Here is a 26,308-nt window from a genome sequence, read left to right as displayed (position 1 = left end):
ACTGCGTGGAGTAAAGCCCGATAATCGCCCGGGCTTTTACTCTTTATTGGGTTGCAGTAACTGCTGTAGTCCAGGCCTGATTAAACGCCTGATGCTGTGCCGGTAATGGCGCAATCAGTTTGTTATATTCACTTGCCTGCTGTGACGTCGGGAACTGGATGCCATTTGCTACAAAGCTCACCTGAGTACCTTGCTGAGCAATGTAGTCTCCAACCATCACCAGTTGTTGCGTGAAAGTTTGTGCCGCCGGAATCAACGGTTGCAACGCATCAGCTGGCGTCGTTACCACTTTGGTGAATGCCTGATCGAAGACTGGTTTCAGGTCATCGCTCTGTTTTAGCGCAGAGTGCGCAGCATCGGCCTGCAACTTCGCATTTTGCAGCTGTTGCGCCAGTACACCCAGAGAACCGTTCATTTCACGCAGTGGGCCGCTTTGCGTAACGTAATCCTGCGGTACGCGAATTGCGTTAACGCTGTCTACGACCGGGCGCAGACCGGAATCCATCGCCTGATTCACCTGCTGAGAATAACCATACAGAATCGCGTAATCAGAGACAAAAGGACCAAACTGTTTTTTCTGATCGGCAGTCAGGGTTGGTAGACGTTCACCGCTACGCATCACTGTATTCTGCAGGAAGTCGATAAACGCTTTACGCTGATCGCCTTCTTTATCAAAACACCCACTCAGGCTAACTACCATTAATAACGCCGCAAGAGGCGCAAACCAGCGAGAGCAGGACTTTCCTGTCGCCATTTTCTTACTCCTTTCACCCAAAAAAAGCGCACAACGACACACGCGTGTCTGACGTGACAAGGATAGTCCAGGACAGGCTTGCAGGATACCCTTTCTACGTAATCTTCCTGGTAAAATCATGGAGAAAATGAAACAAGGTTAATTTGTTGTTTCATTGTTAAAAAATGATAGTGCCGTTGCTTTTTTTGTAGCCAGAGATTTACGCCTTCTCAGAACGTTAGATTTTCGAAATCTTTACAAACCGGGAGTGGTAAGAGATATATCGGCATTTATCAGATCGTTAGGTGGCTATAAGTCACGCTAAATGACTGGCTGAATCGAATCATAGCCAGAGCATGCCCTGACTACACCCCGCTGTGTCTGTTTTTCCCGACTATTCTTAATGAGCTTCGATGCAATTCACGATCCCGCAGTGTGATTTGAGGAGTTTTCAATGGAATATAAAGATCCAATGCATGAGCTGTTGAGCAGCCTGGAACAGATTGTTTTTAAAGATGAAACGCAGAAAATTACCCTGACGCACAGAACAACGTCCTGTACCGAAATTGAGCAGTTACGAAAAGGGACAGGGTTAAAAATCGATGATTTCGCCCGGGTTTTGGGCGTATCAGTCGCCATGGTAAAGGAATGGGAATCCAGACGCGTGAAGCCTTCAAGTGCCGAACTAAAATTGATGCGTTTGATTCAAGCCAACCCGGCATTAAGTAAGCAGTTGATGGAATAGACTTTTATCCACTTTATTGCTGTTTACGGTCCTGATGACAGGACCGTTTTCCAACCGATTAATCATAAATATGAAAAATAATTGTTGCATCACCCGCCAATGCGTGGCTTAATGCACATCAACGGTTTGACGTACAGACCATTAAAGCAGTGTAGTAAGGCAAGTCCCTTCAAGAGTTATCGTTGATACCCCTCGTAGTGCACATTCCTTTAACGCTTCAAAATCTGTAAAGCACGCCATATCGCCGAAAGGCACACTTAATTATTAAAGGTAATACACTATGTCCGGTAAAATGACTGGTATCGTAAAATGGTTCAACGCTGACAAAGGCTTCGGCTTCATCACTCCTGACGATGGCTCTAAAGACGTGTTCGTACACTTCTCTGCTATCCAGAACGATGGTTACAAATCTCTGGACGAAGGTCAGAAAGTGTCCTTCACCATCGAAAGCGGCGCTAAAGGCCCGGCAGCTGGTAACGTAACCAGCCTGTAATCTCTGCTTAAAAGCACAGAATCTAAGATCCCTGCCATTTGGCGGGGATTTTTTTATTTGTTTTTCAGGAAATAAATAATCGATCGCGTAATAGAATCTAGTGTTATTTTTGTGAAGAATAAATTTGGGTGCAATGAGAATGCGCAACACCGTAAGAAAGGCGGGAATAATTTCCCGCCGAAGACGCTTACTCTTTCAATTTGCAGGCTAAAAACGCCGCCAGCTCATAACTCTCCTGTTTAATATGCAATTCACACAGTGAATCTCTTATCATCCAGGTGAAAAATAAAAGCGTGAAACAAATCACTATTAAAGAAAGTAATCTATATTTCTGCGGCATTCCCAGCCCCCTATGTTGATTTCCAACGAGTAAGAGGCTAACCTTATGGTGTCTATGCATAGAGGGGCCTCACTTTGATTTATAGTCAGGTGGGGCTTTTCTCTGTCTGCCTTTCGGTGAATACCTGAGACAAACAGTCTCAAGTACCCGTGGCTATTCTAGCTTAATAAGTTCGTTTCTTCTCCTTGATATAATCCTAAAAAAATCTCATAAAATTAATATATGAGATAATCTTTATTCATCAGAAGATTATTAAAGGTTGCTGTATTATTTAGCGATAAAAAAAGCCTGCCAGATGGCAGGCTTTTTAATAACGGCGTTATTACTGTAACAGCGAAATATCCGCAACGCGCAGGAATAATTCGCGCAGTTTCTCCAGCATGGTCAAACGGTTGATACGCAATTCTTTGTCATCAACCATGACCATCACTTTATCGAAGAAGGCATCAACCGGTTCACGCAGCTCAGCCAGTTCGACCAGCGCATCCTGGTAACGACCTTCAGCAAAGTACGGCTCTAGCTTGTCACGTAGCACCACAACCTGCATCGCCAGTTTAATTTCTTCCGGCTCTTTCAGAGTAGAGGCATTCACGCGGTCGCTCAGCACTTCGTCAGATTTCGCCAGAATGTTAGATACACGCTTGTTCGCCGCCGCCAGTGCTGCAGCTGCATCCAGGGTACGGAAGTGCGATACCGCTTTCATTCGGGCATCGAAATCAGCCGGACGAGTCGGACGACGCGCCAGTACCGCCTGGATGGTGTCAACGGTGTAACCTTCGTCCTGATACCAGGCGCGGAAGCGACCGAGCATAAAGTCGATAACATCATCAACCACGTTGGCATTAGTCAGCTTATCGCCATACAGACGCACCGCTTCTTCGGTCAGCGTTTGCAGATCAAGGTTGAGGTTCTTCTCAACGATAATACGCAGCACGCCAAGTGCGGCACGACGCAACGCAAACGGGTCTTTGTCGCCTTTCGGATGCTGACCGATACCGAAGATACCCGCCAGAGTATCCATCTTGTCAGCAATCGCCAGCGCACAGGCTACCGGATTAGACGGCAGGTCATCACCGGCAAAGCGCGGCTGATACTGCTCGTTCAGCGCCACGGCAACATCTTCCGCTTCGCCATCGTGACGCGCGTAGTGCATCCCCATAACGCCCTGGGTGTCGGTGAACTCGAAGACCATGTTGGTCATCAGATCGCACTTGGACAGCAGGCCCGCACGGGTTGCGTGGTTAACGTCAGCGCCAATCTGTTCAGCAATCCAGCCAGCCAGTGCCTGGATGCGGTCAGTTTTGTCACGCAGTGTGCCAAGCTGTTGCTGGAACAGCACGGTTTGCAGACGCGGCAGATTATCTTCCAGACGTTTTTTACGGTCGGTGTTGAAGAAGAACTCGGCATCCGCCAGACGTGGACGAACGACTTTCTCGTTACCAGAGATAATTTGCTGCGGATCTTTCGATTCGATGTTGGCAACGAAGATAAAGTTCGGCAGCAGTTTGCCGTCGTTCGCGTACACCGGGAAGTACTTCTGGTCACCTTTCATGGTGTAAACCAGCGCTTCAGACGGCACAGCGAGGAATTTCTCTTCAAATTTCGCGGTCAGAACGACCGGCCACTCCACCAGCGAAGCCACTTCTTCCAGCAGGCTTTCGCTTAAGTCAGCGTTACCGCCAATCTTACGCGCCGCTTCTTCGGCATCGGCTTTAATCTTCGCCTTACGTTCTTCGTAATCGGCGATGACTTTCCCGCGCTCACGCAGAATTTCCGGATACTGATCGGCATTGTCGATGGTAAATTCCGGCTCGCCCATAAAGCGGTGGCCGCGAATTACGCGATCGGACTGAATACCCAGAATGGTAGCCGGAATGACTTTGTCGCCCAGCAACAGAGTCACGGTGTGCACCGGACGCACGAAGTGCACGTCGCTTGCACCCCAACGCATCAGTTTCGGGATCGGCAGTTTCGCCAGCGAAGTCGCAACCATATTCGGCAGCAGAGCTTCGGTGCTTTCGCCCTTCACGTGGGCGCGATACAGCAGCCATTCGCCTTTATCGGTAGTCAGACGCTCAGCCTGGTCAACGGTAATACCGCAACCACGCGCCCAACCTTCTGCCGCTTTGCTCGGTTTACCTTCGGTATCGAACGCCTGGGCAATTGCCGGGCCGCGTTTTTCTATTTCACGATCCGGTTGCGCTTCCGCCAGGTTAGCTACTTTCAGCGCCAGACGACGCGGAGCAGCAAACCATTGAACGGTGCCGTGTGCGAGGCCAGCGTTATCCAGCTCCGCAGTAAAGTTCGCAGCAAAGGACTCAGCCAGGCTGCGCAGTGCTTTTGGTGGCAGCTCTTCAGTGCCGATTTCCACCAGAAAAGTTTTCTCAGACATAGCCGCCTCTTACTTATCTTTGTTGCACATCGGGAAGCCGAGGGCTTCACGGGAAGCGTAGTATGCTTCTGCCACTGCTTTGGTCAGGGTGCGAATGCGCAGAATATAGCGCTGACGCTCAGTGACGGAGATGGCTTTACGCGCATCCAGCAGGTTGAAGCTGTGGGCGGCTTTCAGAATACGCTCGTAGGCTGGCAACGGCAGCGGATTTTCCAGCGCCAGCAGCTGCTGCGCTTCTTTCTCGTACTGCTCGAAGCAGGTGAACAGGAAGTCCACGTCCGCGTATTCGAAGTTGTAAGTGGACTGCTCCACTTCGTTCTGATGGAACACGTCGCCGTAGGTGGTTTTACCCAGCGGGCCGTCGCTCCAGACCAGGTCGTAAACGCTGTCTACGCCCTGAATGTACATTGCCAGACGTTCCAGACCGTAGGTGATCTCGCCGGTAACCGGTTTACACTCCAGACCACCAACCTGCTGGAAGTAAGTGAACTGCGTCACTTCCATGCCGTTCAGCCACACTTCCCAGCCCAGTCCCCAGGCACCCAGCGTCGGGTTTTCCCAGTTATCTTCCACGAAACGGATGTCGTGGATGGTCGGGTCCATGCCCAGCTCTTTCAGAGAACCGAGGTACAGCTCCTGAATATTGTCCGGCGATGGCTTAATGACCACCTGGAACTGATAGTAGTGCTGTAAACGGTTGGGGTTTTCGCCGTAGCGACCATCGGTCGGGCGACGAGAAGGCTGAACATAAGCAGCCGCCATCGGTTCTGGCCCCAGCGCGCGCAGACAGGTCATTGGGTGAGAGGTTCCCGCGCCGACTTCCATGTCCAATGGTTGAACAATGGTGCAGCCCTGGCGAGCCCAGTAATCCTGTAAGGTCAGGATCAAGCCCTGGAAGGTCCTGGTATCAAACTTTTGCATATTATTTCGTGCTGGATACGTGTGGATTTAAAGGAAGGGATCAGTATACCCGCTGGATGGAAGATATACAGTACGAAACGGGAAAAAGCAGGGCTTAACGCATGGAAAGATGCAAAAAATGGCCATCTGCGTCAAAAGAACAGACAAACTGCTCTTTACGGAAGGTATAACCGCGCATTTCGTAGCTCCCCTGGAACTGTTCAAATGCGGTGACGTCGATTTTTTGCGCACCTGTATTATAGCGTTTTGCCGCCTGATCTTTGCATAGCCCTTCCATATTCAACGAACGCAGAGGATCAACCTTTACCCGTTGTGCTTTCTGCACGGGTGGCGGTGTAGAACAACCCACTAGCGCCATAAGCACCATAAGCGCCATTGCCGGAAAGAAAGAGTTCATCATCATTAAATTACCGTCTGGTTTGCAGGTGAGTCTTATTATTTATATCGGTATAGTGGCTGATATCTTACGAATTTCCTTAAGCCTCTATAAGCTGTAGTGATAAAACTCAGATTATTCCAGTGCGCCAACCGAATGATTTATCGGTCAGACTTTTTTTAACCAGATACAGAGACACAGATGCAGCCCAAAATTTACTGGATTGATAACCTGCGAGGGATAGCGTGTTTAATGGTGGTGATGATTCACACCACTACCTGGTATGTGACCAATGCTCATAGTGTTAGCCCCGTCACATGGGATATCGCCAATGTTCTGAATTCTGCCTCTCGTGTCAGCGTGCCGCTATTTTTCATGATTTCCGGCTATCTCTTTTTTGGCGAACGCAGCGCCCAGCCGCGCCATTTCTTGCGTATCGGCTTATGTCTGCTTTTTTATAGCGCAATCGCACTGCTCTACATTGCGCTGTTTACCTCCATCAATATGGAGTTAGCGCTGAAAAACCTGCTGCAAAAGCCAGTGTTTTACCACTTGTGGTTTTTCTTCGCGATTGCGGTGATTTATCTGGTTTCACCGCTGATTCAGGTGAAGAACGTCGGCGGAAAAATGTTGCTGGTGCTAATGGTGGTGATTGGTATTATCGCTAACCCGAACACAGTGCCGCAGAAAATTGACGGTTTTGAATGGCTGCCAATTAACTTATATATCAATGGCGATACTTTTTACTACATCCTGTATGGCATGTTGGGCCGCGCTATAGGGATGATGGACACACAGCATAAAGCACTGTCGTGGGTGTGCGCCGCACTGTTTGCGATGGGGGTTTTTATTATCTCTCGCGGGACATTATATGAATTGCAGTGGCGCGGAAATTTTGCCGATACCTGGTATCTTTACTGTGGGCCGATGGTTTTTATCTGCGCAACCACGCTATTGACTCTGGTTAAAAACACGCTTGATACGCGTACTGTTCGCGGACTTGGCTTAATCTCCCGCCATTCGTTGGGTATATACGGATTCCACGCCTTGATTATCCATGCACTGCGCACCCGGGGAATTGAGCTCAAAAACTGGCCAATACTCGATATTATTTGGATCTTTTGCGCGACGTTGGCAGCGAGTTTGTTACTTTCTATGCTGGTACAACGAATCGACAGAAACAGACTAGTGAGTTAAATAAAAGCCCGGTCACATTGAACTGACCGGGCTTATGTGAATTATTCGCTGTATTCTTCCTGGGTAACCTGTGTTTCTTTTGGTGGGTTTATTCCGGCATCACGAATATTCTTCTGCACCGCTACTGCACCAAACAAGCTTAAGAAGAAAGCCAGTCCATAAAAACCTTTCTCGCTGAGTAATAACGTCGCATTCCACAGACCTACCATCAGTAACGCAACAGAGATAATAAAGACAGTCAGGCAGGTCATATAATAAATGGAGGTGGTCGGTATGCCTTCATACTTGTCCCGAACGGTCTTTTGATAAGACGCCGCAGAAAACAGTCCTAATACCAGTACGGCAAAATAATATCCTTTTTCATTTAACTGCATCTCTGCATTCCATAGCCCTAACAGATAGGTAACGATACCACCAACGAGAGCTATCCATGACACAATACTGAATGCCGGAGAATAGGTTGATATTTTGTTGTCCATCACAGTATTCCTTTCATTCCTGAATGTGTAAGAGCTTTATGTTGCTCATGCCGGGCGAAACAAACGCATTTGACCAAACAAGCAGACAAAAAAGGCGATGGGGTAGATCACCATTTCATAAGCATTGATAGGTGCATTTAAAACACCGATAAACAAGAGACCGATAGTGATTAACGCAACTAACTGGCAGATATGGGTAAAAAAATTATCCAGTTGCCCGAGTTTTTCTGCGCGAAGATATGCATAGTTGCCAAAAGTTGCTGTCATTAATACGCCAAGAAAATAGCCTTTTCCACTTAACAATGGGCATGAGATCCATAGCCCAAGCAGATAAACCAGCGCCCCGACAACAAATAATAGTTTTGCCACAGTCTTTGAGGTTTTCATAACGATCTCCATATCTACCAGCGATACATTACGAGTAACCAACGAAAGACAAAACTGAAAAATGCCATTAACAAATGATTTTCAGAATAAATTCATACTAAATATTAATTAATTACTGAGATATATAGATGTGAATTATCCCCCACCCGGTCAGGCAGGGGATAACGTTTACGCCATTAATGGCAGAAGTTGCTGATAGAGGCGACGGAACGTTTCTCGTCGTGGCTGATAAGCGGCATAACGCTGCGCATCTGGTAGATGCGACTGTTCTAACGGCAGTTGCGGCAACAACTCAATGAGCGATTTCTCTGGATTCGCCGCAATCTGCGCCAGCCTTGCTGCGCCCAGAGCTGGCCCCACATCCCCCCCGTGCGGTAATCGAGTTGCTGACCGCTGATATCCGCCAGCATCTGACGCCAGTACTCACTACGCGCCCCGCCACCAATCAACGTAACACTTTGCGGTTTAATGCCGCAGGCATGCACGACATCCATGCCATCTGCCAGCGCATAACCCACGCCTTCCAGCACTGCTCGCGCCAGTTCATTGGGGCCATGTTGATGAGTCAAACCAAAGAAAACCCCCTTCGCCTGGGGATTATTGTGTGGTGTACGCTCGCCGGAAAGATAAGGCAGAAACCAAACTGGCTCGGCACTTTCATCAGCCTGTTGAGCAGCCGCGATTAAAGCTGGGACATTGTTCAGGCCCGTTAATTTCGCAGCCCAATCCAGACACGACGCTGCACTCAGCATTACAGACATTAAATGCCAACGCTGCGGTAGCGCATGGCAAAAGCTGTGTACGGCGCTTTCTGGCTTGCTTAAGAACCCTTCGCTGACAGCAAAATAGACCCCCGACGTCCCCAGCGATAACATTGCCTGATTAGCATCAACCATTCCTACACCAACCGCACCAGCTGCATTATCACCACCGCCTGCGACAACTGGCACCGCCGCCATACCCCACGCTTTCGCAACTTCAGGTAGCAAAGCACCAGTAATTTCGCTGCCTTCGTATAATGCGGGCATCTGGTCACGAGATAAGTGGCAAGCCTGCAGCATGTCGTCACTCCAGTCACGCTTTGCGACATCCAGCCACATGGTGCCAGCTGCGTCAGACATATCGCTGGCAAACTCCCCCGTCATACGCAGACGCAAGTAATCTTTCGGTAATAATACTTTGTCGATTTGACGGAATATCTCCGGCTCATGCCGCTGAACCCATAGCAACTTAGGCGCAGTAAATCCGGGCATCATCAGGTTACCGGTAATCACCCGTGATTGCGGAACTCGCGCTTCCAGCAAAGTGCACTCTTGTGCACAGCGCCCGTCGTTCCACAAAATGGCAGGGCGTAATAACCGTTGCTGGGCATCCAGTAAGGTTGCACCGTGCATCTGGCCGGCAATACCCAATGCTTTAACGTCCTGCAGAGAATGCTGATCGCCCAGGGCTTTCATTGCGCGATCAGTTGCCTGCCACCACTGTTCCGGGTCTTGTTCCGACCAGAGTGGATGCGGGCGCGAAACGGTCAGCTTTTCCGTTTGCGAAGCAACCACCTCGCCCTGCTCGTTGAGCAAAATAACTTTTACGCCCGAGGTGCCAAGATCTATCCCGATATACATATCGATCGTTCCTTAAAAAAATGCCCGGTATCGCTACCGATAACCGGGCCAACGGACTGCACAGTTAGCCGTTATTTGTCGAACAGATAATGGTTTACCAGATTTTCCAGTTGCTCCTGGCGACCACTCTGATGCACCGGAGACAAATTGTGTTCCTGAGCATATTTGGCTAAATCTGCCAGTGACATTTGGCCTTTCAGGATTTGCTGGCCTAATTCGCTATTCCAGCCGGAATAACGCTGCGCGATGCGTTTATCCAGCTCGCCATCTTCAATCATCCGTGCTGCAATTTTCAGCGCCAACGCCATCGTATCCATCGCGCCGATATGACCGTAAAACAGATCATATTTATCAGTACTTTGACGACGTACTTTGGCATCGAAGTTCAGACCGCCGGTGGTGAAACCGCCTGCTTTGAGAATTTCATACATCACCAACGCATTCTCTTCCACACTGTTCGGGAACTGGTCGGTGTCCCAGCCCAGTTGTGCATCGCCACGGTTAGCGTCGACAGAACCGAACAGGCCAAGCGCAATGGCGGTGGCTATTTCATGATGGAAAGAGTGACCTGCCAGCGTCGCGTGGTTAGCTTCAATGTTCAGTTTAATCTCTTTTTCCAGACCAAACTGTTTCAGGAAGCCATACACCGTCGCAGCATCGTAATCATATTGATGTTTAGTCGGTTCTTGCGGTTTCGGTTCGATAAGCAACGTGCCCTGGAAGCCGATTTTATGTTTATGCTCAACCACCATCTGCATAAAGCGGCCCAGTTGTTCACGCTCCTGACGCAGGTCGGTATTTAACAGCGTTTCGTAACCTTCACGACCGCCCCACAGGACATAGTTTTCACCGCCCAATTTATGGGTTGCTTCCATCGCTGTAACAACTTGCGTTGCCGCCCAGCTGAAGACTTCAGGATCTGGGTTCGTCGCCGCACCCGCGCCGTAGCGAGGGTTTGTAAAGCAGTTAGCGGTTCCCCACAGCAGCTTCACGCCGCTCTCTTCTTGCTTGCCTGCCAGGACATCAACCATTTGCGCAAAATTATTGATGTACTCTTTTAACGACGCGCCCTCAGGGGAAACATCCACATCGTGGAAGCAATAAAATGGCACATGTAACTTGTGGAAAAACTCAAATGCGACATCTGCTTTACGCTTCGCCAACGCCAGTGCCTCACCAGGCTGCTGCCACGGACGATTAAACGCCCCCACACCAAACATGTCCGCCCCGTTCCAGCAGAAGGTGTGCCAGTAGCAGGCGGCAAAACGCAAGTGTTCTTCCATACGCTTGCCCAACACCAGTTCGTCGGGATTATAGTGATGGAATGCTAACGGGTTAGAGGATTTTGAGCCTTCATAACGAACGCGATCGAGCTGGTCAAAATAGGCTTGCATATTGAACTCCATAATCAGGTAATGCCGCGGGTGATGGATGATGTCGTAATATTGGGCACTCCCTTTCAGTTGCTCAATTATGTTATTTCACACTGCTATTGAGATAATTCACAAGTGTGCGCTCGCTCGCAAAATAAAATGGAATGAGGAAACTGGGTAATTCCTCGAAGAGAAAAATGCAATAAGTACAATTGCGCAACAAAAGTAAGATCTCGGTCATAAATCAAGAAATAAACCAAAAATCGTAATCGAAAGATAAAAATCTGTAATTGTTTTCCCCTGTTTAGTTGCTAAAAATTGGTTACGTTTATCGCGGTGATTGTTACTTATTAAAGCTGTCCTCTAACTACAGAAGGCCCTACACCATGAAAATAAAGAACATTCTACTCACCCTTTGCACCTCACTCCTGCTTACCAATGTTGCTGCACACGCCAAAGAAGTCAAAATAGGTATGGCGATTGATGATCTCCGTCTTGAACGCTGGCAAAAAGATCGAGATATCTTTGTGAAAAAGGCAGAATCTCTCGGCGCGAAAGTATTTGTACAGTCTGCAAATGGCAATGAAGAAACACAAATGTCGCAGATTGAAAACATGATAAACCGGGGTGTCGATGTTCTTGTCATTATTCCGTATAACGGTCAGGTATTAAGTAACGTTGTAAAAGAAGCCAAACAAGAAGGCATTAAAGTATTAGCTTACGACCGTATGATTAACGATGCGGATATCGATTTTTATATTTCTTTCGATAACGAAAAAGTCGGTGAACTGCAGGCAAAAGCCCTGGTCGATATTGTTCCGCAAGGTAATTACTTCCTGATGGGCGGCTCGCCGGTAGATAACAACGCTAAGCTGTTCCGCACCGGACAAATGAAAGTGTTACAACCTTACGTTGATTCCGGAAAAATTAAAGTCGTTGGTGACCAATGGGTTGATGGCTGGTTACCGGAAAACGCATTGAAAATTATGGAAAACGCGCTAACCGCCAATAATAACAAAATTGATGCTGTAGTTGCCTCAAACGATGCCACCGCAGGTGGGGCAATTCAGGCATTAAGCGCGCAAGGTTTATCAGGGAAAGTAGCAATTTCTGGCCAGGATGCGGATCTCGCAGGTATTAAACGTATTGCTGCCGGTACGCAAACTATGACGGTGTATAAACCTATTACATTGTTGGCAAATACTGCCGCAGAAATTGCCGTTGAGTTGGGCAATGGTCAGGAACCAAAAGCAGATACCACACTGAATAATGGCCTGAAAGATGTTCCCTCCCGCCTGCTGACACCGATCGATGTGAATAAAAACAACATCAAAGACACGGTAGTTAAAGACGGATTCCACAAAGAGAGCGAGCTGTAAGCGTTACGCCCCGGCGCAGAGCGGGGGCGTGATTTCTCTCCATGCCGCGTGAATGAATTGGCTTAGGTGGAGTCGTTATGCCTTATCTACTTGAAATGAAGAACATTACCAAAACCTTCGGCAGTGTGAAGGCGATTGATAACGTCAGCTTGCGGTTGAATGCTGGCGAAATCGTCTCACTCTGTGGGGAAAATGGGTCTGGTAAATCAACGCTGATGAAAGTGCTGTGTGGTATTTATCCCCATGGCTCCTACGAAGGCGAAATTATTTTTGCGGGAGAAGAGATTCAGGCGAGTCACATCCGCGATACCGAACGCAAAGGTATCGCCATCATTCACCAGGAATTGGCCCTGGTGAAAGAATTGACTGTGCTGGAAAATATCTTCCTGGGTAACGAAATAACCCACAATGGCATTATGGATTATGACCTGATGACGCTACGCTGTCAGAAGCTGCTCGCACAGGTCAGTTTATCCATTTCACCCGATACCCGCGTTGGCGATTTAGGGCTTGGGCAACAACAACTGGTTGAAATTGCCAAGGCACTTAATAAACAGGTGCGTTTGTTAATTCTCGATGAACCGACAGCCTCATTAACTGAGCAGGAAACGTCGGTTTTACTGGATATTATTCGCGATCTGCAACAGCACGGTATCGCCTGTATTTATATTTCGCACAAACTCAACGAAGTCAAAGCGATTTCCGATACGATTTGCGTTATTCGCGACGGTCAGCACATTGGTACGCGTGATGCTGCCGGAATGAGTGAAGACGATATTATCACCATGATGGTCGGGCGAGAGTTAACCGCGCTTTACCCTAATGAACCACATACCACCGGAGATGAAATATTACGTATTGAACATCTGACGGCATGGCATCCGGTTAATCGTCATATTAAACGAGTTAATGATGTCTCGTTTTCCCTGAAACGTGGCGAAATACTGGGTATTGCCGGACTCGTTGGTGCCGGACGTACCGAGACCATTCAGTGCCTGTTTGGCGTGTGGCCCGGACAATGGGAAGGAAAAATTTATATTGATGGCAAACAGGTAGATATTCGTAACTGTCAGCAAGCCATCGCCCAGGGGATTGCGATGGTCCCCGAAGACAGAAAGCGCGACGGCATCGTTCCAGTAATGGCGGTTGGTAAAAATATTACCCTCGCCGCACTCAATAAATTTACCGGCGGTATTAGCCAGCTTGATGACGCGGCAGAGCAAAAATGTATTCTGGAATCAATCCAGCAACTCAAAGTTAAAACGTCGTCCCCCGACCTTGCTATTGGACGTTTGAGCGGCGGCAATCAGCAAAAAGCGATCCTCGCTCGCTGTCTGTTACTCAACCCGCGCATTCTCATTCTTGATGAACCTACCAGGGGTATCGATATTGGCGCGAAATACGAGATCTACAAATTAATTAACCAACTCGTCCAGCAGGGTATTGCCGTTATTGTCATCTCTTCCGAATTACCTGAAGTGCTCGGCCTTAGCGATCGTGTACTGGTGATGCATGAAGGGAAACTAAAAGCCAACCTGATAAATCATAACCTGACTCAGGAGCAGGTGATGGAAGCCGCATTGAGGAGCGAACATCATGTCGAAAAGCAATCCGTCTGAAGTGAAATTGGCCGTACCGACATCCGGTGGCTTTTCCGGGCTGAAGTCACTGAATTTGCAGGTCTTCGTGATGATTGCAGCTATCATCGCAATCATGCTGTTCTTTACCTGGACCACCGATGGTGCCTACTTAAGCGCCCGTAACGTCTCCAACCTGTTACGCCAGACCGCGATTACCGGCATCCTCGCAGTAGGAATGGTGTTTGTCATAATTTCTGCTGAAATCGACCTTTCCGTCGGCTCAATGATGGGGCTGTTAGGTGGCGTCGCGGCGATTTGTGACGTTTGGTTAGGCTGGCCTTTGCTACTTACCATCATTGTGACTTTGGTTCTGGGACTGCTTCTCGGTGCCTGGAACGGATGGTAGGTCGCTTACCGCAAAGTCCCTTCATTTATTGTCACCCTCGCGGGCATGTTGGCATTTCGCGGCATACTCATTGGCATCACCAACGGCACGACTGTTTCCCCCACCAGCGCCACGATGTCACAAATCGGGCAAAGCTATCTACCCGCCAGCACCGGCTTCATCATTGGCGCGCTTGGCTTAATGGCTTTTGTTGGCTGGCAATGGCGCGGAAGAATGCGCCGTCAGGCTTTGGGTTTGCAGTCTCCGGCCTCTACCGCAGTTGTCGGTCGCCAGGCATTAACGGCGATTATCGTCTTAGGCGCAATCTGGCTGTTGAACGATTACCGTGGCGTTCCCACTCCTGTTCTGCTGCTGACGTTGCTGTTACTCGGCGGAATGTTTATGGCAACGCGGACGGCATTTGGACGACGCATTTATGCCATCGGCGGCAATCTGGAAGCAGCACGGCTCTCCGGGATTAACGTTGAACGCACCAAACTTGCCGTGTTCGCAATTAACGGATTAATGGTCGCTATCGCCGGATTAATCCTCAGTTCTCGACTTGGCGCTGGTTCACCTTCTGCGGGGAATATCGCCGAGCTGGACGCAATTGCAGCATGCGTGATTGGCGGCACCAGTCTGGCTGGCGGTGTGGGAAGCGTTGCCGGAGCGGTAATGGGGGCATTCATCATGGCTTCACTGGATAACGGCATGAGCATGATGGATGTACCGACCTTCTGGCAGTATATCGTTAAAGGTGCGATTCTGTTGCTGGCAGTATGGATGGACTCCGCAACCAAACGCCGTTCTTGATTTTGATAAAAATTTTCTCAAAGCCGGTAACGTATTACCGGTTTTGAGTTTTTGCATGATTCAGCAGGAAAAGAACCATGTTTACTAAACGTCACCGCATCACATTACTGTTCAATGCCAATAAAGCCTATGACCGGCAGGTAGTAGAGGGCGTAGGGGAATATTTACAGGCGTCACAATCGGAATGGGATATTTTCATTGAAGAAGATTTCCGCGCCCGCATTGATAAAATCAAGGACTGGTTAGGAGATGGCGTCATTGCCGACTTCGACGACAAACAAATCGAGCAAGCGCTGGCTGATGTCGACGTCCCCATTGTTGGGGTTGGCGGCTCGTATCACCTTGCAGAAAGTTACCCACCCGTTCATTACATTGCCACCGATAACTATGCGCTGGTTGAAAGCGCATTTTTGCATTTAAAAGAGAAAGGCGTTAACCGCTTTGCTTTTTATGGTCTTCCGGAATCAAGCGGTAAACGTTGGGCCACTGAACGCGAATATGCATTTCGTCAGCTTGTCGCCGAAGAAAAGTATCGCGGAGTGGTTTATCAGGGGTTAGAAACCGCGCCAGAGAACTGGCAACACGCGCAAAATCGGCTGGCAGACTGGCTACAAACGCTGCCACCGCAAACCGGGATTATTGCCGTTACTGACGCCCGGGCGCGGCATATTCTGCAAGTATGTGAACATCTACACATTCCCGTACCGGAAAAATTATGCGTGATTGGCATCGATAACGAAGAACTGACCCGCTATCTGTCGCGTGTCGCCCTTTCTTCGGTCGCTCAGGGCGCGCGGCAAATGGGCTATCAGGCGGCAAAACTGTTGCATCGATTATTAGATAAAGAAGAAATGCCGCTACAGCGGATTTTGGTCCCGCCAGTTCGCGTCATTGAACGGCGCTCAACAGATTACCGCTCGCTGACCGATCCCGCCGTTATTCAGGCCATGCATTACATTCGTAATCACGCCTGTAAAGGGATTAAAGTGGATCAGGTACTCGATGCGGTCGGGATCTCGCGCTCCAATCTTGAGAAGCGTTTTAAAGAAGAGGTGGGTGAAACCATCCATGCCATGATTCATGCCGAGAAGTTGGAGAAAGCGCGCAGTCTGCTGATTTCAACCACCTTGTCGATCAATGAGATATCGCAAATGTGCGGTTATCCATCGCTGCAATATTTCTACTCTGTTTTTAAAAAAGCATATGACACGACGCCAAAAGAGTATCGCGATGTAAATAGCGAGGTCATGTTGTAGCGATGATGAGAGTTGTCGGCGTCGCATCAGGTAACTCAGCACAATCACTTGATGCGAGCAAAAGCCTTATCCGACCGACAAGTCGGATAAGGCTCGAGGAAATGCAATTACATATGCGCCGCGATTAACCGTTGGTTATCCTGGTACATTGCGAACAGGTAGTTGTTATAACTCTTCCCTTTGGTCGAGTAGCCCTTCAGCTTGTGAATCATCGCTGTGGCAGTCACTTCCTGATCTGCTTTACGCAGCTGTGCACGCGATTTACGGAACGAAGAGTAAGCCGGATGCGTATTCAGGTTAGTAACATAGGCGCTCACCGATTCTTTGACAGAACTAAACTGTGAGTACCCCTTCACTTTACCCGGCGCATTAGTACAACGTCCTTTCATGCATTTCATGCCGAACAGATTGTTGTTGTTGCGCGCCAGCTTCGACGTTCCCCAACCGCTTTCTGCTGCAGCCATCGTCGCTACCATACTGGTGGGGATAATGTCTACGCGTTCAAGCAAGGTATTCCACGGGATTTTTCGCGTATTACCAGACCACTTCACCTTGTAGCGTTTGGCGATGTCTTTCAGACGCGCACGCTCAGCAGGTGACCATTGGCCCTGATACTGTTTTGAAATCAGCCAGTTACGTTCCGCAGTAATGGCCGCATTTTGGCTGGTAATGTAAGGCATTACAGTCCGGAGAAACGCCTTTTTCCTTGGTGTTCCGGAAGGGTATTTTCGCAAATCAGGAAGTGAACTACTCTTTGCACTATTGCGAGAATACTCTTGTTTACTGCTTACCTGTTTATTACTAGCTTTAGTTAAGTGGGACTTTTGACTCGCTGTTGTTGTGTGCGTCTTCGCTAACACCTCACTCGAAAACACCAGAGTGAGTAACATAAGAATCATCGCCCCATATCGTCGTATGGGAGTCAAAATCATCAGGTCTCCTGGTCGGATTTAATCATTCCAACACCTTATATTTTTCACAAATTTGAGAGTTGAATCTCAAATCATATCAAAAATAGCTGTCAAGAGCACCCCAAGGAATAGTCCAAATCTGAAACTATGTCACGAGTTAACGATTCAGATTGGCGCTAAATCGCAGAAAATGTGGGGTTTATCGCAAAATTCAGCCGTTTTTTGCGCGCGATCGCTCACCCTTGCTTCTCATCCTGTGGACTTACCGCTCAGGGATGAGTTTTGTCTGGCTTATCGCTGGCAAACTGTCTGAAATCGCAGCAATAAGGACTCATCCGCCATGAAACTCGCCGCCTGTTTTCTGACACTCCTTCCTGGCTTCGCCGTTGCCGCCAGCTGGACTTCTCCGGGGTTTCCCGCCTTTAGCGAACAGGGGACGGGAACATTTGTCAGCCACGCGCAGTTGCCCAAAGGTACGCGTCCACTAACGCTAAATTTTGACCAACAGTGCTGGCAGCCTGCGGATGCGATAAAACTCAATCAGATGCTTTCCCTGCAACCTTGTAGCAACACGCCACCTCAATGGCGATTGTTCAGGGACGGCGAATATACGCTGCAACTAGACACCCGCTCCGGTACACCAACATTGATGATTTCCATCCAGAACGCCGTCGAACCGGTAGCAAGCCTGGTCCGTGAATGCCCGAAATGGGATGGATTACCGCTCACACTGGATGTTAGCGCCACTTTTCCGGAGGGAGCCGCCGTCCGGGATTATTACAGCCAGCAAATTGCGATAGTGAAGAACGGTCAAATAACGTTACAACCCGCTGCCACCAGCAACGGTTTACTCCTGCTGGAACGGGCAGAAACTGACGCCTCCGCCCCTTTCGACTGGCATAACGCCACGGTTTACTTTGTGCTGACAGATCGTTTCGAAAACGGCGATCCCAGTAATGACCAGAGTTACGGACGTCATAAAGACGGTATGGCAGAAATTGGCACTTTTCACGGCGGCGATTTACGCGGCCTGACCAACAAACTGGATTACCTCCAGCAGCTGGGCGTCAATGCTTTATGGATAAGTGCCCCATTTGAGCAAATTCACGGCTGGGTCGGCGGCGGTACAAAAGGTGATTTCCCGCATTATGCCTATCATGGTTATTACACCCAGGACTGGACGAACCTTGATGCCAATATGGGCAGCGAAGCCGATCTACGGACGCTGGTTGATAGCGCGCATCAGCGCGGTATTCGTATTCTCTTTGATGTCGTGATGAACCACACCGGCTATGCCACACTGGCGGATATGCAGGAGTATCAGTTTGGCGCGTTATATCTTTCTGGTGACGAAGTGAAAAAAACGTTGGGGGAACGCTGGAGCGACTGGAAACCTGCCGCCGGGCAAACCTGGCATAGCTTTAACGATTACATTAATTTCAGCGACAAAACAGGCTGGGATAAATGGTGGGGAAAAAACTGGATCAGAACCGATATCGGCGATTACGACAATCCGGGATTTGACGATCTCACTATGTCGCTGGCCTTTTTGCCGGATATCAAAACCGAATCAACTACCGCTTCAGGTCTGCCGGTGTTCTATAAAAACAAAACGAATACCCACGCTAAAGTCATCGACGGTTTTACCCCTCGCGATTACTTAACCCACTGGTTAAGTCAGTGGGTTCGCGACTATGGGATTGATGGTTTTCGGGTCGATACCGCCAAACATGTTGAGTTGCCCGCCTGGCAGCAACTGAAAACCGAAGCCAGCGCCGCACTTCGCGAATGGAAAAAAGCTAACCCCGACAAAACATTAGATGACAAACCGTTCTGGATGACCGGTGAAGCCTGGGGCCACGGCGTGATGCAAAGTGACTACTATCGCCACGGCTTCGATGCGATGATCAATTTCGATTATCAGGAGCAGGCGGCTAAAGCAGTCGATTGTCTGGCGCAGATGGATACTACCTGGCAGAAAATGGCGGAGAAATTGCAGGATTTCAACGTGTTGAGCTACCTCTCGTCGCATGATACCCGCCTGTTCCGTGAAGGGGGCGACAAAGCAGCAGAGTTATTATTATTAGCGCCAGGCGCGGTACAAATCTTTTATGGTGATGAATCCTCGCGTCCGTTCGGCCCCACCGGTTCGGATCCGCTGCAAGGTACGCGTTCGGATATGAACTGGCAGGATGTTAGCGGTAAATCTGCCGCCAGCGTCGCGCACTGGCAGAAAATCAGCCAGTTCCGCGCCCGCCATCCCGCAATTGGCGAGGGCAAACAAACGACACTTTCGCTGAAGCAGGGCTACGGCTTTGTTCGTGAGCATGGCGACGATAAAGTGCTGGTCATCTGGGCTGGGCAACAGTGACTTTTCCGGCTTCCCGTTCGTCAGTACCTCGGGAAGCCGCCAACCAGGATAAAATGTCAGCTCTAATCAGCGTTGCAGGATAAAGCACCGCTCCCTCTTCAACAGAGCGATTTGCACCCCAGCAAATGTAGCGTTATTGTTACCTTCCTTGCTACAGAGTTCGACAGATATCCCGCTATGACATTCTCCCTTTTTGGTGACAAATTTACCCGCCACTCCGGCATTACGCTGCTGATGGAAGATCTGAACGACGGTTTACGCACGCCTGGCGCGATTATGCTCGGCGGCGGTAATCCAGCGCAGATCCCGGAAATGCAGGACTACTTCCAGACGCTACTGACCGACATGCTGGAAAGTGGCAAAGCGACTGATGCACTGTGCAATTACGACGGTCCACAGGGGAAAACGGAGCTACTCACACTGCTTGCCGGAATGCTGCGCGAGAAGTTGGGTTGGGATATCGAACCACAGAATATTGCACTAACAAACGGCAGCCAGAGCGCGTTTTTCTACTTATTTAATCTGTTTGCCGGACGCCGTGCCGATGGTCGGGTCAAAAAAGTGCTGTTCCCGCTGGCACCTGAATATATTGGCTACGCTGACGCCGGACTGGAAGAAGATCTGTTTGTCTCTGCGCGTCCGAATATTGAACTGCTGCCGGAAGGCCAGTTTAAATATCACGTCGATTTCGAACATCTGCGCATTGGCGAAGAGACGGGGATGATTTGCGTCTCGCGACCGACGAACCCAACAGGTAATGTGATAACCGATGAAGAGTTGCTGAAGCTGGATGCGCTGGCGAATCAGCACGGGATCCCGCTGGTGATTGATAACGCCTATGGCGTCCCGTTCCCGGGCATCATCTTTAGCGAAGCGCGCCCGCTGTGGAATCCGAATATCGTGCTATGCATGAGCCTTTCCAAGCTAGGTCTGCCAGGTTCGCGCTGCGGCATTATCATCGCCAATGAAAAAATCATCACCGCCATCACTAATATGAACGGCATTATCAGTCTCGCGCCTGGCGGCATTGGTCCGGCGATAATGTGTGAAATGATTAAGCGTAACGATCTGCTGCGCCTGTCAGAAACGGTCATCAAGCCGTTCTATTACCAGCGTGTTCAGGAGACTATCGCCATCATTCGCCGCTATTTACCGGAAGATCGCTGCCTGATTCATAAACCCGAAGGAGCCATTTTCCTCTGGCTATGGTTTAAAGATTTGCCAATTACCACCGAGCAGCTTTATCTGCGTCTGAAGGCGCGCGGCGTGCTGATGGTGCCGGGCCACAACTTCTTCCCAGGGCTGGATAAACCGTGGCCGCATACGCATCAATGTATGCGCATGAACTACGTACCGGAGCCGGATAAAATTGAAGCAGGGGTGAAGATTCTGGCGGAAGAGATTGAACGCGCCTGGGCTGAAAGTCATTAAAAATTGCCTGATGCGCTACGCTTATCAGGCCTACATGATTTCTGCAATATATTGAATTTGGAAAAATTTGTAGGCCGGATAAGGCGTTTAAGCCGCATCCGGCATAAACAAAGCGCACTATTCCTGCGTTAAAAAACGCCGGAAAAACGTTTCAAACAGGCTGTTGTCGTAGCCGATTTCGCTGCACTTTCTCAACATCCATACACTGCAACGCCTTTGTCGGGCAGGCTTCAACACAGGCCGGCCCTGTCGCCCGATGCCAGCAGAGATCGCACTTAATCGCCCTCGCCTTTGTACGCGATGAAACGACCTCCATTGCACCAAATGGACACGCCAGCATGCAGCTTTTACAGCCAATACAACGTGATTGTTCAACGAAAATATGCCCATGTTCGCGGCGAATAGCGTCTACAGGGCAGACATTCGCGCACGGCGCATCTTCACACTGATGGCAGGCTACTGCCGTGGTCCAGGTGTGGTCTTTAATAACACGGATACGGGAAATAAACTCGTCTGGTGACAACGCAGCGCAATCCTGATTCTCCTGATGCGACACTGCGCAAGCCACTTCACAGGTACGGCAACCGATACATTTCGTCGCATCCGCAATAATAAACCGGTTCATGATCACTCCTTTGCACTAAAACAGCAGAGTGCCAGAGAGCGCGTCTCTACTGCTTTGATCCAACGAAGGAAATGTTAAAGTTTTGGCACTTGTCCAAAGCGTTATGTGATCGCGCCCTGGTCGTCCCTGACAGTAAATCCCAGTTCATTAGAAATAGCCTGCGCGGTTTCACGCAGTGGTTTCAGGAGATTTTTCTCCCCCACCTGTTTCAGACGTGATGTCGAAAGCGAAATCGACACGGCGTACGGCACCCGCCCATGAATATCAAACACCGGAACAGCAATACAGGAGACGCCGAGTTCGTTTTCTTCTCTGTCCATCGCCGCTCCGCTTTCACGAATGTGCGCCAGTTCGTCGAACATCGCGGGCAGCTCGGTAATGGTATTGCGGGTTAACGGCTGGATCTCATTCTGATGGCTTTTCCAGTATGACTTCACGTAGTCCGGGTGACCAAACGCCATGTAGATCTTGCCCATTGCGGAACAGTAGAGCGGCATATGCTGGCCTATATAGGCACGGGTTCGCAGCATCCCAGTTGTGGGTTCCAGCTTATAAATCAAAATAGCGTGATCGTCTTCGCGGCTGGAGAAGTTAATGGTTTCACCAGTGGCGATGTTCAGTGCCTCAAGATGCGGAGCGGCGATATGAATGATATTCAGCGAAGACAGCGCCTTCTGCCCGACGGCAATAAATTTGGTAGTCAGGCGGTAACTCCCTGCGGCGGGCGCGGTGGTCACATAGCCGCAGGACTGTAATCCCTGCAATAAGCGATGGACGGTACTCTTATTTAAACCAGCCAGTTCCGAAAGATGCGCCAACGGACAACCGTTTGGATAGTTGCTCAAAATCTCAATCAGCATCAACCCGCGAAACAGACTCTGGCTTCCGGCTGGACGCTCTTTTTCCTGCGCCATCTCGTTCTCTTTTTTTCCCATCACTTCTTTCCCCATTTTGTCGCGTCCTGATGGTAGCGCAAAGTGTGTCGTAGTTCACGATCTCGACAGATAATTTATAACCACTTGATTTTTAAGTTTTTTGAAATTCATCAATCAGATTGCTTTGTTAAAAAGCGATCGATGTATTTGAAATTAGATTTCGCATATTGAAATTTTAAGCCAAAAAAGCGATCAAAAAAACAAGGAAGCCAGGGATGAAAGTGACATTTGAGCAGTTAAAAGCAGCCTTTAATCGAGTCTTAATTTCACGCGGCGTTGACAGCGAAACGGCTGATGCCTGTGCCGAAATGTTCGCCCGCACCACCGAATCCGGCGTTTATTCTCACGGCGTCAACCGTTTCCCTCGTTTCATTCAACAACTGGAAAACGGCGATATCATTCCCGATGCCCAACCCAAACGTATAACCAGCCTCGGCGCAATTGAACAGTGGGACGCTCAGCGTTCGATCGGTAACCTGACAGCGAAAAAGATGATGGATCGCGCCATTGAACTGGCTGCCGATCACGGTATTGGTCTGGTGGCACTACGTAATGCCAACCACTGGATGCGCGGCGGCAGCTACGGCTGGCAGGCGGCGGAAAAAGGCTATATTGGCATTTGCTGGACCAACTCCATCGCCGTAATGCCGCCGTGGGGCGCAAAAGAGTGTCGCATCGGCACCAACCCGCTGATCGTCGCCATTCCTTCTACCCCAATCACCATGGTCGATATGTCGATGTCGATGTTCTCTTACGGCATGTTAGAAGTTAACCGTCTGGCAGGTCGTCAGCTCCCGGTTGATGGTGGCTTTGATGATGAGGGCAATTTGACCAAAGAACCTGGCGTTATCGAGAAGAATCGCCGCATTTTGCCGATGGGCTACTGGAAAGGTTCTGGCATGTCGATTGTGCTGGATATGATCGCCACTCTCCTTTCCGACGGCGCATCGGTTGCCGAAGTCACCCAGGACAACAGCGACGAATACGGCGTTTCGCAAATCTTTATCGCCATCGAAGTGGATAAATTGATCGACGGCCCCACCCGCGATGCAAAGCTGCAACGCATCATGGATTACGTTACTACCGCTGAACGCGCTGACGAAAACCAGGCCATCCGCTTACCCGGCCACGAATTTACTACCCTGCTGGCCGAAAACCGCCGTAACGGCATCACCGTTGATGACAGCGTGTGGGCCAAAATCCAGGCGTTATGAGGAGATAAGTCATGATTTTTGGACATATCGCGCAACCCAATCCGTGCCGTTTGCCTGCCGCCATTGAAAAGGCGCTCGATTTTCTGCGCGCTACCGATTTCAACGCCCTGGAGCCGGGTGTTGTCGAAATCGACGGCAAGAATATTTATGCGCAAATTATCGATTTAACCACACGCGAAGCGGCGGAAAACCGTCCGGAAGTGCATCGTCGGTATATCGATATTCAGTTTCTGGCGTGGGGTGAAGAGAAAATCGGCATTGCTATTGATACGGGAAATAATAAAGTCAGCGAATCACTATTAGAGCAGCGCGATATTATTTTTTATCACGATAGTGAACATGAATCATTTATAGAAATGATACCGGGCAGCTACGCTATTTTCTTCCCGCAGGATGTTCATCGACCAGGTTGTATTCTGCAAACAGCCTCTGAGATACGAAAAATTGTGGTTAAAGTCGCATTAACAGCGCTGAATTAATCGAATAATCGTCTACGCCAGAACGCCTGGGTAATGTTATTGCTCTAACTATATTAATAATTTAGGTTGCTGCACATGCAACTTGAATTATGACAGACATAGCCTCAAGGAATAGCTATGAAAAAAATACTTGAAGCAATACTGGCGATTAATCTCGCCGTACTTTCCTGTATTGTGTTTATAAACATTATTTTAAGATATGGTTTTCAGACAAGCATTTTATCTGTAGATGAATTGTCACGTTATTTATTTGTCTGGTTAACATTTATTGGCGCGATTGTGGCTTTTATGGATAACGCCCACGTTCAGGTCACCTTTCTGGTGGAGAAACTCTCCCCCGCATGGCAGCGACGAGTCGCTCTGGTTACCCATTCCTTAATCTTATTTATTTGTGGCGCACTGGCCTGGGGCGCAACGCTAAAAACAATTCAGGACTGGAGCGATTATTCACCGATCCTCGGTTTGCCTATCGGCCTGATGTATGCCGCTTGTCTGCCCACCAGCCTCGTTATCGCATTCTTTGAACTGCGTCATTTATATCAACTCATCACGCGTAGCAATTCTCTAACGTCGCCACCGCAAGGAGCTTAATCATGGCTGTGCTGATTTTTCTGGGCTGTCTGTTGGGTGGTATTGCTATCGGTTTGCCTATTGCCTGGGCACTGTTGTTGTGCGGAGCGGCGTTAATGTTCTGGCTGGACATGTTTGATGTCCAGATCATGGCACAAACGCTGGTGAACGGAGCCGACAGCTTCTCCCTGCTGGCGATTCCGTTCTTTGTGCTGGCGGGTGAAATCATGAATGCGGGCGGCTTGTCAAAACGCATTGTTGACCTGCCGATGAAACTGGTGGGGCATAAACCAGGCGGGCTGGGCTACGTCGGCGTGCTGGCGGCTATGATTATGGCAAGCCTTTCTGGTTCTGCCGTTGCGGATACCGCCGCCGTTGCCGCTCTACTGGTGCCGATGATGCGCAGCGCCAACTACCCGGTCAACCGGGCGGCGGGGCTGATTGCCTCTGGCGGCATTATCGCGCCAATTATTCCCCCTTCCATTCCGTTTATTATTTTCGGCGTTTCCAGCGGATTATCCATCAGTAAGCTGTTTATGGCGGGCATTGCCCCTGGCATGATGATGGGCGCAACGCTGATGCTTACCTGGTGGTGGCAGGCCAGTCGCCTTAATTTACCCCGCCAGCAAAAAGCAACGATGCAGGAAATCTGGCACTCTTTTGTCTCCGGTATCTGGGCGCTGTTTCTTCCAGTCATCATTATTGGCGGGTTTCGCTCCGGTCTGTTTACCCCTACCGAAGCCGGGGCCGTTGCTGCTTTCTATGCGCTGTTTGTCGCCACAGTTATTTACCGTGAAATGACCTTCGCCACACTTTGGCATGTGCTCATTGGCGCAGCGAAAACGACCTCAGTGGTGATGTTTCTGGTGGCCTCGGCACAAGTTTCCGCCTGGCTGATCACCATTGCTGAACTGCCGATGATGGTTTCTGATTTACTGCAACCGCTGGTCGATTCACCGCGCCTGCTGTTTATCGTCATTATGGTGGCTATCCTGATTGTCGGCATGGTCATGGATTTAACGCCGACGGTATTAATTCTTACCCCGGTATTAATGCCTTTAGTTAAAGAGGCAGGAATCGATCTGATTTATTTCGGTGTCATGTTTATCATTAACTGCTCAATCGGCTTAATTACACCGCCTATCGGTAATGTGCTTAACGTTATTTCAGGGGTGGCAAAACTCAAATTCGATGATGCAGTTAGAGGCGTTTTCCCTTACGTCCTGGTTTTATATTCATTATTAGTCGTATTTGTTTTTATTCCCGATCTCATCATCCTCCCTTTGAAATGGATTAATTAA

24 protein-coding genes and 2 pseudogenes are annotated in these 26,308 nt (G+C 49.3%); 14 read left to right on the top strand and 12 right to left on the bottom strand.

Translation table 11 applies throughout. The annotated features are described in order from the left end of the window. Positions 1 to 43 precede the first annotated feature (43 nt). Positions 44 to 754, bottom strand: coding sequence for a DUF3053 domain-containing protein (locus ACJHX3_RS11680; protein ID WP_000190516.1), 711 nt, complete (start codon positions 752 to 754; stop codon positions 44 to 46). Between the two features lie 433 nt (positions 755 to 1,187). On the opposite strand from ACJHX3_RS11680, the gene ACJHX3_RS11675 reads away from it, so the two are divergent. The 3 genes from ACJHX3_RS11675 to ACJHX3_RS11665 all read left to right on the top strand — a co-directional run bounded on the left by ACJHX3_RS11675 (position 1,188) and on the right by ACJHX3_RS11665 (position 2,182). Then, entirely contained in the window at positions 1,188 to 1,478 is a 291-nt protein-coding gene (locus ACJHX3_RS11675; RefSeq protein WP_000455798.1) for an HTH-type transcriptional regulator, read from the top strand. A 280-nt stretch (positions 1,479 to 1,758) separates the two neighbouring features. Further along, positions 1,759 to 1,971, top strand: coding sequence for an RNA chaperone/antiterminator CspA (cspA, locus tag ACJHX3_RS11670; RefSeq protein ID WP_000014594.1), 213 nt, complete (start codon positions 1,759 to 1,761; stop codon positions 1,969 to 1,971). Between the two features lie 139 nt (positions 1,972 to 2,110). After that, a complete protein-coding gene (locus ACJHX3_RS11665; protein ID WP_212734239.1) occupies positions 2,111 to 2,182 on the top strand; it encodes a hypothetical protein in 72 nt (23 codons plus the stop codon). On the opposite strand, the gene hokA is transcribed toward ACJHX3_RS11665, so the two are convergent. The 4 genes from hokA to ACJHX3_RS11645 all read right to left on the bottom strand — a co-directional run bounded on the left by hokA (position 2,159) and on the right by ACJHX3_RS11645 (position 6,027). After that, complete coding sequence (gene hokA, locus ACJHX3_RS11660) at positions 2,159 to 2,311, bottom strand: type I toxin-antitoxin system toxin HokA (RefSeq protein ID WP_001135732.1); 153 nt, start codon at positions 2,309 to 2,311, stop codon at positions 2,159 to 2,161. The genes ACJHX3_RS11665 and hokA overlap by 24 nt on opposite strands. A gap of 322 nt (positions 2,312 to 2,633) precedes the next feature. Beyond that, a complete protein-coding gene (glyS, locus tag ACJHX3_RS11655; protein WP_024216300.1) occupies positions 2,634 to 4,703 on the bottom strand; it encodes a glycine--tRNA ligase subunit beta in 2,070 nt (689 codons plus the stop codon). Positions 4,704 to 4,712: 9 nt separating this feature from the next. Further along, positions 4,713 to 5,624 carry a glycine--tRNA ligase subunit alpha gene (gene glyQ / locus ACJHX3_RS11650; protein ID WP_001168544.1) on the bottom strand — a complete coding sequence of 304 codons (912 nt, stop codon included), beginning with the start codon at positions 5,622 to 5,624 and terminating at the stop codon, positions 4,713 to 4,715. A gap of 94 nt (positions 5,625 to 5,718) precedes the next feature. Then, a complete protein-coding gene (locus tag ACJHX3_RS11645) occupies positions 5,719 to 6,027 on the bottom strand; it encodes a YsaB family lipoprotein (RefSeq protein WP_000980158.1) in 309 nt (102 codons plus the stop codon). A 174-nt stretch (positions 6,028 to 6,201) separates the two neighbouring features. On the opposite strand from ACJHX3_RS11645, the gene wecH reads away from it, so the two are divergent. Further along, positions 6,202 to 7,197 (top strand): O-acetyltransferase WecH, encoded by a 996-nt coding sequence (gene wecH, locus ACJHX3_RS11640; protein ID WP_094322012.1) that lies wholly within the window; start codon positions 6,202 to 6,204, stop codon positions 7,195 to 7,197. Positions 7,198 to 7,238: 41 nt separating this feature from the next. Here the strand turns inward: wecH and yiaA are convergent, their stop codons facing one another. From yiaA to xylA, 4 genes and pseudogenes are all read right to left on the bottom strand, one after another. Continuing rightward, positions 7,239 to 7,676, bottom strand: a complete 438-nt coding sequence (gene yiaA / locus ACJHX3_RS11635; RefSeq protein ID WP_001296808.1) for an inner membrane protein YiaA — start codon at positions 7,674 to 7,676, stop codon at positions 7,239 to 7,241. Positions 7,677 to 7,721: 45 nt separating this feature from the next. After that, positions 7,722 to 8,063 (bottom strand): inner membrane protein YiaB, encoded by a 342-nt coding sequence (gene yiaB, locus ACJHX3_RS11630; RefSeq protein WP_001389879.1) that lies wholly within the window; start codon positions 8,061 to 8,063, stop codon positions 7,722 to 7,724. Between the two features lie 168 nt (positions 8,064 to 8,231). Further along, a pseudogene (xylB, locus tag ACJHX3_RS11625) lies at positions 8,232 to 9,685 on the bottom strand (xylulokinase). 71 nt (positions 9,686 to 9,756) lie between these two features. Beyond that, positions 9,757 to 11,079 carry a xylose isomerase gene (gene xylA / locus ACJHX3_RS11620; RefSeq protein ID WP_001149573.1) on the bottom strand — a complete coding sequence of 441 codons (1,323 nt, stop codon included), beginning with the start codon at positions 11,077 to 11,079 and terminating at the stop codon, positions 9,757 to 9,759. A 365-nt stretch (positions 11,080 to 11,444) separates the two neighbouring features. Between xylA and xylF the strand changes: the two genes are divergently transcribed. From xylF to xylR, 4 genes and pseudogenes are all read left to right on the top strand, one after another. Beyond that, positions 11,445 to 12,437, top strand: coding sequence for a D-xylose ABC transporter substrate-binding protein (gene xylF / locus ACJHX3_RS11615; protein WP_094308225.1), 993 nt, complete (start codon positions 11,445 to 11,447; stop codon positions 12,435 to 12,437). 77 nt (positions 12,438 to 12,514) lie between these two features. After that, positions 12,515 to 14,056: a D-xylose ABC transporter ATP-binding protein gene (xylG, locus tag ACJHX3_RS11610; protein WP_001146509.1), complete on the top strand. Its 1,542-nt coding sequence runs from the start codon at positions 12,515 to 12,517 to the stop codon at positions 14,054 to 14,056. Further along, positions 14,034 to 15,215: pseudogene (xylH, locus tag ACJHX3_RS11605) on the top strand (xylose ABC transporter permease XylH). The gene xylG and the pseudogene xylH overlap by 23 nt, the downstream one beginning before the upstream one ends. A gap of 77 nt (positions 15,216 to 15,292) precedes the next feature. Beyond that, on the top strand, positions 15,293 to 16,471 hold the full coding sequence (gene xylR / locus ACJHX3_RS11600; protein ID WP_000494484.1) for a D-xylose utilization transcriptional activator XylR: 1,179 nt from the start codon (positions 15,293 to 15,295) through the stop codon (positions 16,469 to 16,471). 107 nt (positions 16,472 to 16,578) lie between these two features. Here the strand turns inward: xylR and ACJHX3_RS11595 are convergent, their stop codons facing one another. Beyond that, positions 16,579 to 17,403 carry a protein bax gene (locus ACJHX3_RS11595; protein ID WP_001297957.1) on the bottom strand — a complete coding sequence of 275 codons (825 nt, stop codon included), beginning with the start codon at positions 17,401 to 17,403 and terminating at the stop codon, positions 16,579 to 16,581. A gap of 319 nt (positions 17,404 to 17,722) precedes the next feature. Here ACJHX3_RS11595 and malS point away from each other — a divergent pair, with 319 nt between their 5' ends. Next, positions 17,723 to 19,753 (top strand): alpha-amylase, encoded by a 2,031-nt coding sequence (gene malS / locus ACJHX3_RS11590; RefSeq protein ID WP_000761243.1) that lies wholly within the window; start codon positions 17,723 to 17,725, stop codon positions 19,751 to 19,753. 177 nt (positions 19,754 to 19,930) lie between these two features. Continuing rightward, a complete protein-coding gene (avtA, locus tag ACJHX3_RS11585) occupies positions 19,931 to 21,184 on the top strand; it encodes a valine--pyruvate transaminase (protein WP_000144366.1) in 1,254 nt (417 codons plus the stop codon). A gap of 151 nt (positions 21,185 to 21,335) precedes the next feature. Here avtA and ACJHX3_RS11580 read toward each other — a convergent pair whose 3' ends face one another. Together ACJHX3_RS11580 and yiaJ are read right to left on the bottom strand one after the other, a co-directional pair. Continuing rightward, positions 21,336 to 21,809, bottom strand: coding sequence for a 4Fe-4S dicluster domain-containing protein (locus ACJHX3_RS11580; protein WP_001469358.1), 474 nt, complete (start codon positions 21,807 to 21,809; stop codon positions 21,336 to 21,338). 101 nt (positions 21,810 to 21,910) lie between these two features. Next, positions 21,911 to 22,759 carry an IclR family transcriptional regulator YiaJ gene (gene yiaJ, locus ACJHX3_RS11575; protein ID WP_000514245.1) on the bottom strand — a complete coding sequence of 283 codons (849 nt, stop codon included), beginning with the start codon at positions 22,757 to 22,759 and terminating at the stop codon, positions 21,911 to 21,913. A gap of 200 nt (positions 22,760 to 22,959) precedes the next feature. Here yiaJ and yiaK point away from each other — a divergent pair, with 200 nt between their 5' ends. The 4 genes from yiaK (at position 22,960) to yiaN (ending at position 26,308) form a co-directional block, all read left to right on the top strand. After that, positions 22,960 to 23,958 carry a 3-dehydro-L-gulonate 2-dehydrogenase gene (yiaK, locus tag ACJHX3_RS11570; RefSeq protein WP_000869042.1) on the top strand — a complete coding sequence of 333 codons (999 nt, stop codon included), beginning with the start codon at positions 22,960 to 22,962 and terminating at the stop codon, positions 23,956 to 23,958. Positions 23,959 to 23,969: 11 nt separating this feature from the next. Then, positions 23,970 to 24,437, top strand: coding sequence for a YhcH/YjgK/YiaL family protein (locus ACJHX3_RS11565; protein ID WP_000576069.1), 468 nt, complete (start codon positions 23,970 to 23,972; stop codon positions 24,435 to 24,437). A 117-nt stretch (positions 24,438 to 24,554) separates the two neighbouring features. Continuing rightward, positions 24,555 to 25,028: a 2,3-diketo-L-gulonate TRAP transporter small permease YiaM gene (yiaM, locus tag ACJHX3_RS11560; protein ID WP_000721664.1), complete on the top strand. Its 474-nt coding sequence runs from the start codon at positions 24,555 to 24,557 to the stop codon at positions 25,026 to 25,028. Positions 25,029 to 25,030: 2 nt separating this feature from the next. Further along, positions 25,031 to 26,308 carry a 2,3-diketo-L-gulonate TRAP transporter large permease YiaN gene (gene yiaN, locus ACJHX3_RS11555; RefSeq protein WP_094322013.1) on the top strand — a complete coding sequence of 426 codons (1,278 nt, stop codon included), beginning with the start codon at positions 25,031 to 25,033 and terminating at the stop codon, positions 26,306 to 26,308.

It is taken from the genome of Escherichia sp. WS1265, assembly GCF_046487585.1.
GTDB classification, from domain to species: domain Bacteria; phylum Pseudomonadota; class Gammaproteobacteria; order Enterobacterales; family Enterobacteriaceae; genus Escherichia; species Escherichia coli.
This window is presented reverse-complemented; position numbering and strand designations above follow the sequence as displayed.

Coding starts and splice junctions, on each gene's coding strand:
- xylA (WP_001149573.1), bottom strand. CDS start 11,079: ATGCAAGCCTATTTTGACCAGCTCGATCGCGTTCGTTATGAAGGCTCA.
- malS (WP_000761243.1), top strand. CDS start 17,723: ATGAAACTCGCCGCCTGTTTTCTGACACTCCTTCCTGGCTTCGCCGTT.
- ACJHX3_RS11680 (WP_000190516.1), bottom strand. CDS start 754: ATGGCGACAGGAAAGTCCTGCTCTCGCTGGTTTGCGCCTCTTGCGGCG.
- yiaM (WP_000721664.1), top strand. CDS start 24,555: ATGAAAAAAATACTTGAAGCAATACTGGCGATTAATCTCGCCGTACTT.
- yiaA (WP_001296808.1), bottom strand. CDS start 7,676: ATGGACAACAAAATATCAACCTATTCTCCGGCATTCAGTATTGTGTCA.
- xylF (WP_094308225.1), top strand. CDS start 11,445: ATGAAAATAAAGAACATTCTACTCACCCTTTGCACCTCACTCCTGCTT.
- glyQ (WP_001168544.1), bottom strand. CDS start 5,624: ATGCAAAAGTTTGATACCAGGACCTTCCAGGGCTTGATCCTGACCTTA.
- cspA (WP_000014594.1), top strand. CDS start 1,759: ATGTCCGGTAAAATGACTGGTATCGTAAAATGGTTCAACGCTGACAAA.
- avtA (WP_000144366.1), top strand. CDS start 19,931: ATGACATTCTCCCTTTTTGGTGACAAATTTACCCGCCACTCCGGCATT.
- ACJHX3_RS11565 (WP_000576069.1), top strand. CDS start 23,970: ATGATTTTTGGACATATCGCGCAACCCAATCCGTGCCGTTTGCCTGCC.
- yiaJ (WP_000514245.1), bottom strand. CDS start 22,759: ATGGGGAAAGAAGTGATGGGAAAAAAAGAGAACGAGATGGCGCAGGAA.
- xylR (WP_000494484.1), top strand. CDS start 15,293: ATGTTTACTAAACGTCACCGCATCACATTACTGTTCAATGCCAATAAA.
- ACJHX3_RS11675 (WP_000455798.1), top strand. CDS start 1,188: ATGGAATATAAAGATCCAATGCATGAGCTGTTGAGCAGCCTGGAACAG.
- yiaB (WP_001389879.1), bottom strand. CDS start 8,063: ATGAAAACCTCAAAGACTGTGGCAAAACTATTATTTGTTGTCGGGGCG.
- ACJHX3_RS11580 (WP_001469358.1), bottom strand. CDS start 21,809: ATGAACCGGTTTATTATTGCGGATGCGACGAAATGTATCGGTTGCCGT.
- yiaK (WP_000869042.1), top strand. CDS start 22,960: ATGAAAGTGACATTTGAGCAGTTAAAAGCAGCCTTTAATCGAGTCTTA.
- wecH (WP_094322012.1), top strand. CDS start 6,202: ATGCAGCCCAAAATTTACTGGATTGATAACCTGCGAGGGATAGCGTGT.
- hokA (WP_001135732.1), bottom strand. CDS start 2,311: ATGCCGCAGAAATATAGATTACTTTCTTTAATAGTGATTTGTTTCACG.
- ACJHX3_RS11645 (WP_000980158.1), bottom strand. CDS start 6,027: ATGATGATGAACTCTTTCTTTCCGGCAATGGCGCTTATGGTGCTTATG.
- glyS (WP_024216300.1), bottom strand. CDS start 4,703: ATGTCTGAGAAAACTTTTCTGGTGGAAATCGGCACTGAAGAGCTGCCA.
- xylG (WP_001146509.1), top strand. CDS start 12,515: ATGCCTTATCTACTTGAAATGAAGAACATTACCAAAACCTTCGGCAGT.
- yiaN (WP_094322013.1), top strand. CDS start 25,031: ATGGCTGTGCTGATTTTTCTGGGCTGTCTGTTGGGTGGTATTGCTATC.
- ACJHX3_RS11595 (WP_001297957.1), bottom strand. CDS start 17,403: ATGATTTTGACTCCCATACGACGATATGGGGCGATGATTCTTATGTTA.